The sequence below is a fragment of the Salinicoccus sediminis genome (assembly GCF_000986795.1).
Taxonomy (GTDB): domain Bacteria; phylum Bacillota; class Bacilli; order Staphylococcales; family Salinicoccaceae; genus Salinicoccus; species Salinicoccus sediminis.
In genome coordinates this window covers 83,032-96,786 of record NZ_LAYZ01000001.1, presented here as the reverse complement: position 1 = coordinate 96,786, position 13,755 = coordinate 83,032, and the positions used below count along the sequence as shown (strand labels likewise).

The following is a 13,755-nucleotide window of genomic DNA, read 5'->3' as shown; positions in this document are numbered from 1 at the left end:
GTTCGAATATTCTGTCAAATATAAATATTGAGAAAGTTTATTCATACTGGAAAACAAGGTTTAAAAGCTGATCATTTCTTTCTCTTTCATCTCTCTGAGTGCCTCTTCCAGCGCATAGACGACATGTTCGAATACAAGCCCGCCCTGGACAAAGACTGTATACGGCGCACGGATCGGTCCGTCTGCACTGAGTTCGAGCGAGGCACCCTGCACGAAAGTGCCCGCTGCCATGATGACGGGGTTTTCATACCCCGGTATGTCGCTCGGCACGGGCAGGAACTGCGAATTCACCGGGGATGCTTTCTGGATCATCCGGGTGAAGGTGATCATTTCCTCTTCCGTATTGAAGGATACGCTCTGTATCAGGTCGGTTCTGTCTGCATCCGGTGCCGGATCGGTTTTCAGCCCCACCTTTTGGAACAGACGGCTGGTCAGCACTGCACCGTTCAGGCTTTCGATGACAGTGTGCGGTGCGAGGAAGAAACCCTGGTACATATCCGTGAGCACAGTGAGGCTCGCGCCCATCTCCTTGCCGATGCCCGGCACCGTGAGCCTGTAGCTGATGCGTTCGATGAGATCTCTCCGTCCTGCGATATAGCCGCCCATTTTCGCGATGCCGCCGCCCGGGTTTTTGATCAGGCTGCCCGCAATGATATCCGCACCGGCTTCAACGGGCTCCCGTCTCTCCACAAATTCGCCGTAGCAGTTGTCCACGAAAATTATGATTCCCGGATGCCTTTCCTTTATCTTCGCAATCATCGCTTCGATCTCGCCGATGGTCAGCGATTTCCGCATACTGTAGCCGCGCGACCGCTGGATGGCGATCATCTTCGTCCTGGCTGAAATTGATTCCATGATCTCTTCCTCATCGAAGCTGTCATCCACCAGGTCGATTGCCCGGTAGCGCACACCTTTCTCCGTGAGGCTGCCGATGTCCGCCGCCGTCGTACCGATCACTTTCTCCAGAGTGTCATACGGTTCGCCGCTGATGTAGATGAGTTCATCCCCTGTTTCCAGAAGTGCGAGCAGTGAGAGGCTGATCGCATGGGTGCCCGAGATGATCTGGCTGCGCACAAGCGCGTCCTCGCTCCTGAACACCTGTCTGTAGATTTCCTCGAGTTTATCCCGGCCTGTATCATCATAGCCGTAGCCGGTCGTCCCGGTGAAGTCACTCTCCGACACGCCGGTTTCGTTGAAAGCCTTCATCACCTTATTGAAATTGAATCTGGCTGTCCTTTTATTTTCCTTCATGATCGGTGCAATGTCATCCATTGCCCCGTCTATCAATGTTCCTATCTGAATGTCTGTATTCTGCACGCTGCTATTCCCCGTTTCTTTCCACAATTCTTTTACTCCATGAACCTTCCGGCTCATAACCTTTTATGCGATACTCCTCATCCTCTTCCTGGAGGACTTCCTCTTCCACTATGGTATGCCGTTTGAGGTCATATATTTTCTGCGTTTCGGCAAGCGGAATGGCCGCTTGATAGGGGTCCATATGCTTTTTCATGAATGCTTCGAGCAGGGCGTTGATATCCGCCGGATCCATATCCTTGTGGACATATTCATGCGTCTCGGAAGGAATATAGTATCTGCCGGCGTCGATATCCGTCTTGTTGAAGAACACAACCGACGGAATGTTCTCCATATCCAGCTGTCTGACAAGCGATTTCACAGTATCATAATGTGTCCCGAGATCTTCAGCAGTGTTGTCGATCACATGGATCAGGAAGTCACTGTCCGCCGCCTCCTCAAGCGTCGACTTGAAACTTTCGACCAGTGTCGTCGGCAGGTTCTGTATAAAACCGACCGTATCCGAAATGACACACTCGAACCCGGACGGCAGTATCAGCCTGCGTGTTTTCGGATCCAGTGTCGCAAACAGCGCATTCTCCTCCAGCGTATCGCTTTGGGCCATCGTATTGAACAGAGATGATTTCCCTGCATTCGTATAGCCGATCAGGGAAACTTTGACCACCTGATTCCGGTTGCGCTTCTCCCTGTAGCGCTCGCGGTGGGATTCTATGACTTTCAGCTGTTTCCTGATTTCCTTGATACGCTGGTTGATATGCCGCCTGTCCGTCTCAAGTTTCGTCTCCCCCGGCCCTCTCGTACCGATGCCGGCCCCGAGCCGTGAGAGGTTGATGCCCTGCCCCCTCAGGCGCGGGACAAGGTACTGCAGCTGCGCTAGTTCAACCTGCAGCTGCCCGGCTTTCGAGTGTGCCCTCAGGCTGAATATATCCAGTATCACCTGGGTCCGGTCGATGATCCTTGTGTCCATGACCTCTTCGATCGACCGGTTCTGGCTCGCCGTAATCTCATCGTTTACGATGACATAGTCAAGCGGGCCTTCCTCATACTGTGGGGCAATCTCATCTAAAAAGCCGCTGCCCGCATATGATCTTGGATCCATCGCCGCCCGGTTCTGGACATGGATACCCGTAATTTCAATACCGATCGACTCTGCAAGACTGACCAGTTCATTCACTTCGGAGTCTATGTTCTTCCTCCCGGGTGTGTTAACCGCTATGATGATCCCTTTGAATGCCTCTGTCATAACAGCACCTCCATTTTCTCTTTATATATCAATTACCCTGATTGTGACATTTCAAAAAATCATGTTTAACCGGCTGCCTGGATGTGTAAAAGATTAATATATTTATGCCCATGATCAGAAAGGGGCCGTACGGCATGAAAACTAATTTTTACGATCTGGAAGCAAAGGACGAAGCGGGCAATACCATAAGCATGTCCGATTTTAAAGGCAGGGTGGTCCTGATCGTCAATACCGCAAGTGAGTGCGGGTTCAAAAATCAGCTTGCAGACCTTGAAACACTCCATCAGAGATACAAGGACGAGGGGCTCGTCATCCTCGCTTTCCCTTCGGATAACTTCATGAATCAGGAACCGCTCGATGCCAGTGAGGCAAAGGCACATTATAATAATGACTACGGCGTGACTTTCAGAGTGATGGAAAAGACCGATGTCGTCGGCAAATCCCTCCATCCGTTGTACAAATACCTGACCGAAGGCAAAAGCGGCCTTCTCATCAACCGCATCAAATGGAATTTTACAAAATTCCTGGTTTCGCGGGAAGGGAAGATCGCCTTCAGATATGCACCGCAGCGGGCGCCATTCTCGTTCGAAGATGATATCCAGAACCTGTTGCGCGGTCTCGGCTGACCCACTTAAAAAGCATCCTTTCCATCTCTGGAACAGGATGCTTCTCCATTACTTAAGGAATGTGCTTATTGCGTGTTTGTAGATCAGATGATCCTTGCCGCCGGAATGCAGCTGTATCACAAACTTGTCGAAATCGATGACTGATCCCCTCAACTGGAAACCGTTTACCAGAAACACCGTCACTTCCACTCCGGATTCTTTGAAGTCTTTGAGAAACTTGTCCTGCAAATTATCATTTGCCATGATTCTCTCTCTCCTTTGCATGCAGAAATTGATATATATCTTCCATGATTATATCCTTCTGTACTTTGTCCAGATCATACCATTCAACCGGAAGCTGGTTTTTGAAAAATGTCAGTTGACGCTTGGCATACTGCCTCGTGTTCTGCCTGATCAGTTCTTTGACACTTTCCAGATCGGCAGCGCCCTCGAAATATGGCAGGAATTCCTTGTATCCGATGGCAGCGGAAGCCGTTTTTGACGGGGAGCGGTTTTCAAACAGATTGCGTGCCTCTTCCGGAAGGCCGCGTTCGAACATCTGATCCACCCGCGATTCGATATTCGCATGTATATGTTTCCGTTCACGTGTCAATCCTACTATAAATGTATCATATTTCATGTCATCTGTGTAGCCGGGACCGATCCGGTTGCTTATCCTGTCGCTCAGTTCAAATTTCACCAGCATGCGGATGACGCGCTTGCGGTTGTTCGGATGGATTTCCGCCGCAACCTTCGGATCGATCTTCTTCAGCCGGTCGTGCAGGACACTCGAACCCAGCTGTTCGAGCGTTTCCGTCAATTCCCGTTTCTCTTTGTCATCCTCTTCATCAAATTCGTAACCATGGATCAACGCACGGATATAATGACCCGTCCCGCCGACGATAAATGGTATTCGGTCATCCTCATGGATTTCGTCAATGATTTCAGTCACATGCTTTTGGAACTCCTGGACGGAAAAGGAGGATTCTGGTTCTATGACATCGATCATGTGATGCCTGATGTCCTCCTTTTCCTCTTCCCTGATCTTTCCTGTACCGATATCCATCCCCCGGTATACCTGCATGGAGTCACCGCTGATGATTTCAAGGTTGAACTTTTTGGCGATTTCAATACTGAGCGCCGTCTTGCCTATGGCTGTCGGACCTATCAGAATCAGGACTTTCTTCAGTTTAGACATTCCTCATCACCCACTCGAATAATCTGTTATATACCTGTTCACGGTTCTTTTCGAACAGGACTTCATGCCTGCTGTCGTCATAGAGCTGTACAGTTACAGAATCGGTAAACCGGATCAGTGTCCGGGCAAGCGTCCGTATATCCCTGCCGAAGTTCGAAAAAGGATCATCTTTCCCGCCGATCAGAAGTACGGGCACATCAGGGGCAAGTGCCTTCAGATTCTTTTGTTTCCCGGATTCCCTGATATTTTTTACAATTTCATGTAATGCAGCGTTAGACATCAGGAAACCGCAAAGTGGATCTTCATTGTACATCCTTACAACCTCCGGGTCACTGCAGAGCCACCTGTTCTTTTGGGTACCCCTGAATGCGTCATCATAACCAAGGAAGGCAAGCGTATTTACTGTGCGGGATTTTTGTTTTCCCCTGACACCGGCGAGGGCGGCCAGCCCCGGTATTGCCGCACTGTCCAGGAAGTTGTCCCTGTTGCCGGTCCCCACGATGATGCCGCCGTCATAGAGGGGGCGCTCCAGAAGCCGGCGGGCTGCAATGGAACCCATGGAGTGCCCAAGAATGAATTTTTTGAGCGTCACGGGGATGATTCCGGAGACCGCTTCCGCGTCACTGACAAGCTGGCCGAAATCATCAAAATGCCCCGGGGTCTCTGCGTCCCTGCCGTGCCCCCGGTGGTCATGCATGATGACCATGCAGTCATTCATGGCAAGCCAGGTGTTCATCTCATCGTATCTATCCATGTGTTCCGCCATGCCGTGCATGACCTGAATGGCACAGATGGGGTTACGGGGCATGAAAACCTTGACCCGTATGCGCCTGCCCTCATTTTCAATATACTGCTCGCTGATCTTCATGCCTGCTTCCCCCTATTTCATTATTCGGTTGAACATCCGCTCGATTTCATAGGTGGTCATATGGATGATGACCGGCCTGCCGTGCGGACAGGTATACGGCGAATCGCACCTGCCGAGTTCTTCAAGCAGTGCCGCCATGTGCTTTTTATCCAGATAGTGATTCGCTTTTATGGATTGTTTGCAGCTCATCATGATCGACATCTCCTCGCGGTATTCACTCACACTGAAGTGGTCTTTCTCCGCCACGAAATGGATCAGCTGTTCAATGTCGGCTTCCGGATTCCTTTCATCAACCCAGGAAGGATGACGGGTCACCGAATACTGCTTCACGCCACTCTTTTCAATTTCAAAACCGAGGCGGCTCAGATCTTTCAGTTTCTCGTCTATGGTTATTATATCATCCAGCGGGAACTCAAAGGTGTACGGGATGAGGAGCGGCACGCCGGCATCTGCATCCGCATTGATACGACCATAGTAGAATTCATATTTTATGCGTTCCTGCGCAGCATGCTGGTCCATCATATACATCCCGGACTCATTCTGGAGGATGATATATGTGCCGTGAAGCTGGCCCACGATCTCAAGGTAGGGGAGCTTCTCCTTCACCCTTTCTTCCCGCGGGGTCTCATCCACCGTTTCCCCCTGCGGAAGCGGTTCTTCCGCAGGCTCTGGCACAGGAGTTTTTGCAGCCGGGACCTCCGCCTCGCCGTTCGATGTTCTGTATGTCTCCCTCTGTTCACTTCTGTAGGCCCCCGGCTCCGCTACAGTCCTGTCTTCATTATGGCGTGTACGTTCCACAGGGGCCGGTTCTTCCCGCACGGTGAAATCAATGGCGGACTGCTCTGCTCTGGGTTTTGGTCCTTTAACCTGTTTTGACACATCCGGAATCAGCATCTCATCCTTGAGTGACGTGCGCACGGCCGATTCAAGCAGTCCGTTCAGCTCCTTCTCTTTGGAGAACCGGACTTCTATCTTGGCCGGGTGCACGTTGACGTCCACAATCTTCGGATCCATCTCCATATCGATGACGACAATCGGGTACTTCTCCTTGGCAAGCAGTGTATGGTAGGCGTTGATGATGGACTGCGACAGCCTGAAATTCCTGATATGCCGCTGGTTCACTGAAAGATTGATGTAGTTCCTGTTGCTGCGGTTCACTTCCGGCCGTATCGCATACCCCGTTATTCTGAAATCAGCATCCTGAGCCTCGATTCTTACAGCGTGGCGGGCAATATTGAGGCCGTATATGTCACTGATGACCTCCTTTAAATTGCCGTTGCCCTTCGTGTAGAGCTTCTCACTGTGATCGAGTGTCAGTCTGAAGCTGACACCCGGGTAGGCAAGTGCCATCCTCTGGATGATATCAATGATCTTGCCGCTCTCGGTCCGCATGGATCTGACATACTTCAGACGGGCCGGTGTGTTGAAGAACAGTTCACTGATGGATATATCCGTCCCCTGGCGCTCTTTGCCGGGTCCCTGTTCCTTCAGTTCCCCGCCTTCAAACCGGATGGTGACCGGCTCTCCGTCCAGGTGCTTTGTTTCCACCTTCACTTTGGCCACAGCGCCGATACTCGCCAGCGCCTCGCCGCGGAATCCGAGCGAGCGGATCTGGAAAAGATCGTAGTCATCGCCTATCTTGCTCGTGGCATGCCTCTGGAACAAAAGCGGCGCATCCGTCTGATGGATGCCGTCACCGTTATCGACGATGCGGATCAGCTTCATGCCGGATTCCTCGATGAATACTTCGATTTCATCCGCATTTGCATCAAGGGAGTTCTCAATCAGCTCCTTGACGACGGAACTCGGACGCTCCACCACTTCACCTGCGGCTATTTTGTTCTGTATTTTTGGATCAAGCACTCTGATCGAAGACATCTCATCACTCGCCTTTCAATCTGTTTTTCATCTCGTTCAGTTTCATCAGCGCATCCATCGGCGTCAGATTGTTTATATCCGTCTGCTTCAGCATATCGACAATCGGATGGTCATCATATGATTCGTCATCATCAAGCGCCAGTTCCAGCTGATGGGCGGGCGCTTCTGTGCCGCTCTCAAACATGTGGAGCAGCTCGTCTGCCCTGTCCGTCACATTTTCCGGCAGTTCCGCAAGACGCGCCACATGGATGCCGTAGCTCCGCTCCACCGCCCCCGGCTTCACCTTGTGGAGAAATACCAGTCTGCCGTCGTATTCCGTCGCCTTGACATGGACGTTCTTGAGGCCGGAGAGCGTCTGTCCGAGTCTCGTAATTTCATGATAATGCGTGGAGAATAAAGTCTTCGCCCCGATTTCATCATGGATGAACTCGAGCATCGAATGCGCCAGGGCCATGCCGTCGTATGTGGAAGTACCGCGGCCGATCTCATCGAAAATGAGCAGGCTGTCGCCGGTGGCGTTTTTAAGTGCATCATTCGCCTCCATCATCTCGATCATGAATGTGGATTTGCCGCTTGCAAGATCATCGCTTGCCCCGATCCGGGTGAAAATCTGGTCGAATATCGGCAGCCTGGCGGATCTTGCAGGAACATACATGCCCATCTGGGCAAGTATGCTGATGATCGCCGTCTGGCGCATGTATGTGCTTTTACCCGACATGTTCGGTCCGGTGATCAGATAGACGAAGGTGGAATCATCCATCGTGAGCGAGTTCGGTACATACGTATTTTCACCGATGACCTTCTCCACGACAGGATGCCGCCCTTCTTCTATATGCAGTTCACCATCCGTGAACTCCGGCCGGACGAGGCGGTACTCATTCGCAACCGTGGCAAATGATATTACACAGTCCAGTGTACTGATCAGGGCCGCCGTCGTCTGGAGCCTGTCGATGTAGGCTTCCATGCCGCGCCTCAATTCATTGAACAGGTTATGCTCGAGTATGATGCTCTCATCCTGGGCACTCAGTATTTTGGATTCCATCTCTTTCAGTTCCGGCGTGATGAAGCGTTCCGCATTCGTCAACGTCTGCTTCCTGCTGTAGTCAAACGCATCTGCATCAAAGTTCACCGCATTGGCCTTGGAGATTTCGATGTAATAGCCGAACACTTTGTTGAAGCCGACTTTCAGATTTTTTATCCCTGTACGCTCGCGCTCATCCTCGATGTAGCCGTTCAGCCATGTGCGGCCGTTGTTCGAAATATAGCGCAGTTCATCCAGCTTTTCACTGTAGCCATCCTTGAATATGCCGCCTTCCCTTATGGTTTTCGGCGGTGAGTCGTTCAGGCTTTCCTGCAGGATGGTGTGGACATCGCAGAGCGGATCGAACGCTGTGAACAGTTCTGATTCGAGCAGGCCGGTATCAGCAAGCAGGCGTTCGAGGTCCGGCAGGACCCCGAGGGAATCCCTCAGCTGCACCAGGTCCTTTGCGTCGATGTTGCCGAAGCTCAGTCTGCCGACCAGCCGTTCTATGTCATAGACGTCATCAAGCAGGCCGCGCATGTCCTCCCGTTCGAGGAAATGGCCGAGCAGTGTTTCGACTGCATCCTGGCGCAGCATGATCATGCTTTCGTTGAGCAGTGGGCGCTCCACCCATTTTCTGAGCTTGCGCTTGCCCATAGGTGTGCCAGTCTCATTCAGATACCAGAACAGGGACCCTTTCGTCTTTTTCGTCTGAAGGCTTTCCAGCAGTTCCAGATTGGAGATTGCAGCATAATTGAGCTGCATGGTCTCTTTGATCTTATGCTTTTCAACTGTCCTGAAATGCTTCAGTTCACGCATATTTACAGAGCGGATATAGGATATGAGAAGGCTCAGCGTCCCTTTTTCCGCCTCTGTAATCTCCGCGCTGCATTCGAGTTCATGGAATACATCGCTGCTGTACGTTGTATTGGACGGCGGGTCCTGATACAGTTCAGCAAGGATGCCCGTGATACTCTCCTCCACCACGATCTCACTCGGGCGGATGCGGTCGATTTCACTTTTGAGTATGACCGGGTCGGCCGTTGTGAAGGCATTTATCTCACCTGTGGAAATATCGGAATAGGCCGTGATGTAGCTGCCTCTGTCTTCACTGAGTGCAAGGATGTAGTTGCTCTTGCCGTCCTCCATGCCGAAATCATCGATCAGCGTCCCCGGAGTGATGATGCGGACCACTTCCCGCTTCACCATGCCCTTGACCTGTTTCGGGTCTTCCATCTGCTCACAGATCGCCACTTTATATCCGTGATCGATCAGCCGCTCTATATAGCCCTTCGCCGAGTGGTACGGGACACCGCACATCGGGATGGGGTCCTTCTTCTTGTCACGTGAAGTCAGGGTGATTTCGAGCACTTTGCTTGCGGTGATCGCATCATCGTAGAAAAGTTCATAGAAATCCCCGAGCCTGTATAATAATAAAACATCTGGATGCTCGTCTTTTATCTTCAGATACTGCTGCATCATCGGTGTTACTTTCTGCATATCAACACTTCCATTGTTCTGATTGTATATCTAGAATTATATCACGGCCGCCTTTCATTGTTGAAGCGGTCGAGTACACCTTTTTTCTCAAGCTGCCCGAGGAGTACCCATGATATGAGGGCGCCTATCAGCGAACTCACCAGGAAGGCCGGTGCTAAGACATAGAAGAATTCAAGTTCTAGTCCGAGCACCATGATGAGCGGCAGTGTGGCAATGGAACCGAAAATCCCCGTGCCTATGACCTCGCCGGCCGCGGCCGATGAAAGTTTCCCAAAGCGCCTGTAGAGGAGCCACCCAAGAAGTGCACCGACCATGCTGCCTGGATATGCAAACGGCGACCCCGTCCCCAGAAGTATGCGTATCGTCGAGGACAGAAATGCCTGCACAATGCCCCACGGGCCGGTGAATACGACGCTTATGACATTGATGAGATGCTGGATGGGCGCTGCCCTGATCGGTCCCAGGGGGATGATGATGAACATGCTGAGCACTACGTTCAAAGCTGTGAATACGCCAGTCAAAGTCAGTTTCCTTGTCATATAATACCTCCATTTTATAAAAGGACTGTACACCAATCGGATGTACAGTCCTTCGTCTACCGTTCATTCTGTTTCAATTGCCCTGGTTGGGTTTGTTTCTCATCGCAGCGCCTGTTTCGCCCTGAAGCAAGTCGCCGCCTGTTGTGGTGATAATTTCATCCGTCACAGTCTGGCTTATGGCGTGTGACACCATCTGGAGCAGTTCGTTGACCTGCCCCTGTGATTCCTTGAACTGAGTGACAATAGGCATTTCGTCCAGTTCCGCCTCGATCTTTTTGATCTTCTCCTCTGTCAGGTTGTAGGCCCGTTCCTTACCGTAGTTCTGGAAGTTGACAGCCTGCTTCTGCAGACTCTTCAGACTCGCCATCTTCTCGCGGACATCCTTGTTCTCATGGATTTTCGCTTCCGCTTTCTTGAAGAATTCAACCTGCTCGGTCTCTGACATCATCTTGCCCAGCTGCTTTGCCTCATTTACGATTTCATCTTTGCTATACATCCTGCTTCCACCTTTATATCAAATTGCAGCGTCCATGAAACACGGGCACGTGCATTTTCATTAATAAATTCTCCTATACAGTATATCTGTTTTCAGCCTATATTTCAAAGCTATTTCACCGGAAATCCCTATCTTGCATCGGTAGTCTCAAACGGCGTAATTATCTGGCCCAGCTGGAATGACATGAAGATGCATGCGCCAATGAACAGCAAGAGATAGATATCGGATATCGAAAACGACGTCCGGTGATAGTAGGTTCTCGGTCCGTCATCAAAGCCTTTCGATTCCATCGCTATCCCAAGACGGTACGCGCGCCTTATGCTCTGGCTCAGCAGTGTGATGATCGTCGTTTTGAATCCTTTCATCCCCGTCACATATTTTTTGTGGATGAGCGCCCTTCTCACCTTCCTCGCCTGTCTGAGCACCACATACTCCGAAATGATTATCGGCACCATGCGTACCGCAGCCATGAACGAATAGGCATATTTGGGCTTGAGCGACAGCTGCTGCATCAGACTATAGAAAACATCCGTGATGCGGGTCGTGAAAATGATGAGTGCGCCGAAGAATGACACTGCAAGCCCGCGCATCATCACATGAATCCCGCGGACGAAACTCTCCTCGGTAATATGGATGATTCCGAAACTGTACAGTGTGGTCGTGCCTTCACCGTAGAAGATCATGTAGAGGCTCGATATGGAACCGAGCAGGAGCATGACTGCAATCAGAGCTGCAAGATAACGGAGTTTCACGCCGGACAGTATTATCATCGCGAGCAGCAGGAGAAGGGAAAGATGGAACAGGTAGTTCGGATTATGGATGAGAACGACTGTTAAGAAAAGCACCGCCGCAAGCCCTATTTTAGTGATGGGATTAGAGCGGTCGACAAAAGTCTCATACTTCCTGATTGACTGGAGCATCATTTACCGCCGTCCTTTCCGCGAGCCTTCCATCTTCGATCAGCAGCCGCCTTGACGGATACCGTCTTTTGATTTCCTCATCATGTGTGATCATGACGATTGACGTACCCGCTCCGGTCATCTCCGAAAACAGCTCCAGCATCCTGAACGTCTGCCTCTGATCGAGGCCGAATGTCGGCTCATCAAGCATGATGATCTCCGGCACGCCGCCTGCAGCGGTCGCTACACTCAGCCGCCTTTTCTGCCCTGTCGATATTTCAAGAGGATGGAGATGCGAAACTGCAGAAAGCCCGAACCTTTCCAGTATATTACCGGTCTGCCGCATCGCCTCTGTTTTGTCAAAGTGCATTTCAAGATTGATGAAAACTTCATCGAAAACTTTATTTGTAATGAACTGCAGTTCCGGATTCTGGAAAACCGGGTATACACCGCCGGCAATATCCTTTGTCTTCCTGATCTTTTTCCCCCGGTAATAAAGACCGCCCGCAGATGGAATGAGTTTCATCAGTGCAAGCAGCAGACTTGTCTTGCCTGTGCCGTTGGCACCTTCGATGGTCACCCATTCTCCCTTCCTGATCTTCAGCCCGTCCACTTTGAGGATGGAATCCTCACCTCGTCTGACATCCAGGCTTTGCGCCTCCAACAGAGTTTGCTCTGATGGTTTTGCACGCCGCAATACCGGAGCGTTTTCCCATGAGCGGGGATGCCAGACACCGAATGCTGTAAGCAGTTTTCCATGGTTCGTGAGCATGTCTTCCGGTGTACCCTGACATACAATTCCGCCCGAGTCATCCATCAGTATTACGCGGTCCATTTTATCCCATATATACTCCACCCTGTGTTCGATGATGACGACCGTACGGTTCTCCCATATGCTCTCAACCGTGTCCCAGACGTGCCTTGCAGATTCTTCATCAAGCATGCTTGCCGGTTCATCGAGAAACAGTGTATGCGAGTCCTGGAGCAGAGCCGAGGCTATCGCAAGTTTCTGCTTCATGCCGCCTGAGAGCTCCTGGATATCCTTTCCGAAAGAAACATCAAGCCCGACAGCTTCAAGGACAGCTGTGAACTTCTGCTTCATCTCCGATTGCCGGACACCTTTATTTTCAAGTACAAATCCGAGTTCTTCCCCGACTGTCGGCATCGTGAACTGTGAGTCCGGATCCTGGAATACATATGCGCAGTCATCCGATACCTGGAGCCTGTCGGCTTTCATGGGTATCTCAATCACACGGGGGATCAGGCCGCCCATAATATTGAGCAGTGTACTCTTCCCGGAGCCGCTCGGCCCGAGCAGGAGCACCTTCTCCCCTTCCTCCACCCGTATATCAAGACCGTGGAAGAGATTCTCCTCCTCTCCGTCAAACCTGAGCCTGAGATTTGCAATGTCCATCACCATCTTCTACAACTCCTCGCTGCGGTGCGGGCTGCGGGCACCCACCAGTTTGAGCACCCCGGTCTCCCCGAGCCCTCTGTAGAGCGCATGTGCCAGCCAGCCGGCGATCAGTGCACCACTCAACACTCTGAAGCCGATCATCAGCACAAGGTTCCATGTCTCAAGTTGCCCGAGATAGCCGTAATACCAGTCGAGCGGCAGGGTGGACAGTGCCGCAGCCACTCCCGCTGTCACTGCAACCATCAGTGCAGTGCTTTTATATCTCACAATCGCAAATACGATTTCACACGCCAGTCCCTGAAGCAGTCCGTAAAGCATCAGCATCACATCAAACTGCAGCATGACGATGGTCTCTCCGGATGCTGCTGCAAATTCCGCAATGATTGCCACACCAGGCTTCCTGATGATGAGGTAGGCCACTACGGCGGCGATGAACCACATGCCGTAGACCAGCTCATTCAAGTGGAGCCCGAGCGGCTGGAGCATCGTATATACGCCGCCCCAGATCGAATAGATGATTGCAAAAACCAATGCGATTACCACTGTAATCAATACGTCAGTAAGTGTTAACCCTTTTCGTGAAGCCAAAAGAAAAACCTCCAATGATATTTTTCAAATAAAAAGCACACCACTAGCGGAGTGGTGTGCATATTCAAAAAATATGCCACTTCCCTACGCTAGTATGATCTAGATCAGGTAGTAAGGGTGAATCTCAGTCCGCATGCGGACACCCCTAGTGGTCATGCCTTCTATTCGGTTAATACCATCATAATACAA

Annotated in this window: 13 protein-coding genes and 1 riboswitch; of the genes, 1 reads left to right on the top strand and 12 read right to left on the bottom strand. The window is 51.1% G+C overall.

The annotated features are described in order from the left end of the window. Nucleotides 1-60: 60 nt before the first annotated feature. Together WN59_RS00460 and hflX are read right to left on the bottom strand one after the other, a co-directional pair. Nucleotides 61-1,344 carry a methionine gamma-lyase family protein gene (locus WN59_RS00460; protein WP_156172367.1) on the bottom strand — a complete coding sequence of 428 codons (1,284 nt, stop codon included), beginning with the start codon at nucleotides 1,342-1,344 and terminating at the stop codon, nucleotides 61-63. Next, nucleotides 1,322-2,557 carry a GTPase HflX gene (gene hflX, locus WN59_RS00455; RefSeq protein WP_046510955.1) on the bottom strand — a complete coding sequence of 412 codons (1,236 nt, stop codon included), beginning with the start codon at nucleotides 2,555-2,557 and terminating at the stop codon, nucleotides 1,322-1,324. The genes WN59_RS00460 and hflX overlap by 23 nt, the downstream gene beginning before the upstream one ends. Before the next feature lie 134 nt (nucleotides 2,558-2,691). On the opposite strand from hflX, the gene WN59_RS00450 reads away from it, so the two are divergent. Next, nucleotides 2,692-3,183, top strand: a complete 492-nt coding sequence (locus WN59_RS00450; protein ID WP_046510952.1) for a glutathione peroxidase — start codon at nucleotides 2,692-2,694, stop codon at nucleotides 3,181-3,183. 48 nt (nucleotides 3,184-3,231) lie between these two features. Here the strand turns inward: WN59_RS00450 and hfq are convergent, their stop codons facing one another. The 10 genes from hfq to WN59_RS00400 form a co-directional block, all read right to left on the bottom strand. Then, nucleotides 3,232-3,429, bottom strand: a complete 198-nt coding sequence (gene hfq / locus WN59_RS00445; RefSeq protein WP_040608735.1) for an RNA chaperone Hfq — start codon at nucleotides 3,427-3,429, stop codon at nucleotides 3,232-3,234. After that, nucleotides 3,416-4,360: a tRNA (adenosine(37)-N6)-dimethylallyltransferase MiaA gene (gene miaA, locus WN59_RS00440; protein ID WP_046510949.1), complete on the bottom strand. Its 945-nt coding sequence runs from the start codon at nucleotides 4,358-4,360 to the stop codon at nucleotides 3,416-3,418. The genes hfq and miaA overlap by 14 nt, the downstream gene beginning before the upstream one ends. Next, on the bottom strand, nucleotides 4,353-5,228 hold the full coding sequence (locus WN59_RS00435; RefSeq protein WP_046510947.1) for an alpha/beta fold hydrolase: 876 nt from the start codon (nucleotides 5,226-5,228) through the stop codon (nucleotides 4,353-4,355). The genes miaA and WN59_RS00435 overlap by 8 nt, the downstream gene beginning before the upstream one ends. 12 nt (nucleotides 5,229-5,240) lie before the next feature. Continuing rightward, on the bottom strand, nucleotides 5,241-7,106 hold the full coding sequence (gene mutL, locus WN59_RS00430; RefSeq protein ID WP_046510944.1) for a DNA mismatch repair endonuclease MutL: 1,866 nt from the start codon (nucleotides 7,104-7,106) through the stop codon (nucleotides 5,241-5,243). 4 nt (nucleotides 7,107-7,110) lie between these two features. Then, a complete protein-coding gene (gene mutS / locus WN59_RS00425) occupies nucleotides 7,111-9,627 on the bottom strand; it encodes a DNA mismatch repair protein MutS (protein ID WP_046510941.1) in 2,517 nt (838 codons plus the stop codon). A gap of 41 nt (nucleotides 9,628-9,668) precedes the next feature. Next, on the bottom strand, nucleotides 9,669-10,166 hold the full coding sequence (gene thiW, locus WN59_RS00420) for an energy coupling factor transporter S component ThiW (protein WP_046510938.1): 498 nt from the start codon (nucleotides 10,164-10,166) through the stop codon (nucleotides 9,669-9,671). A gap of 73 nt (nucleotides 10,167-10,239) precedes the next feature. Continuing rightward, the gene (locus WN59_RS00415) at nucleotides 10,240-10,662 is read right to left on the bottom strand and encodes a RicAFT regulatory complex protein RicA family protein (RefSeq protein WP_046510936.1); all 423 of its coding nucleotides are present in this window, start codon (nucleotides 10,660-10,662) and stop codon (nucleotides 10,240-10,242) included. 128 nt (nucleotides 10,663-10,790) lie between these two features. After that, nucleotides 10,791-11,585: an energy-coupling factor transporter transmembrane component T family protein gene (locus WN59_RS00410; protein WP_231577039.1), complete on the bottom strand. Its 795-nt coding sequence runs from the start codon at nucleotides 11,583-11,585 to the stop codon at nucleotides 10,791-10,793. Next, entirely contained in the window at nucleotides 11,557-12,981 is a 1,425-nt protein-coding gene (locus tag WN59_RS00405) for an ABC transporter ATP-binding protein (RefSeq protein ID WP_052747200.1), read from the bottom strand. The genes WN59_RS00410 and WN59_RS00405 overlap by 29 nt, the downstream gene beginning before the upstream one ends. A gap of 3 nt (nucleotides 12,982-12,984) precedes the next feature. After that, nucleotides 12,985-13,566 carry an ECF transporter S component gene (locus WN59_RS00400; RefSeq protein WP_046510933.1) on the bottom strand — a complete coding sequence of 194 codons (582 nt, stop codon included), beginning with the start codon at nucleotides 13,564-13,566 and terminating at the stop codon, nucleotides 12,985-12,987. A 64-nt stretch (nucleotides 13,567-13,630) separates the two neighbouring features. After that, nucleotides 13,631-13,723, bottom strand: a riboswitch (TPP riboswitch). Nucleotides 13,724-13,755: the final 32 nt, after the last annotated feature.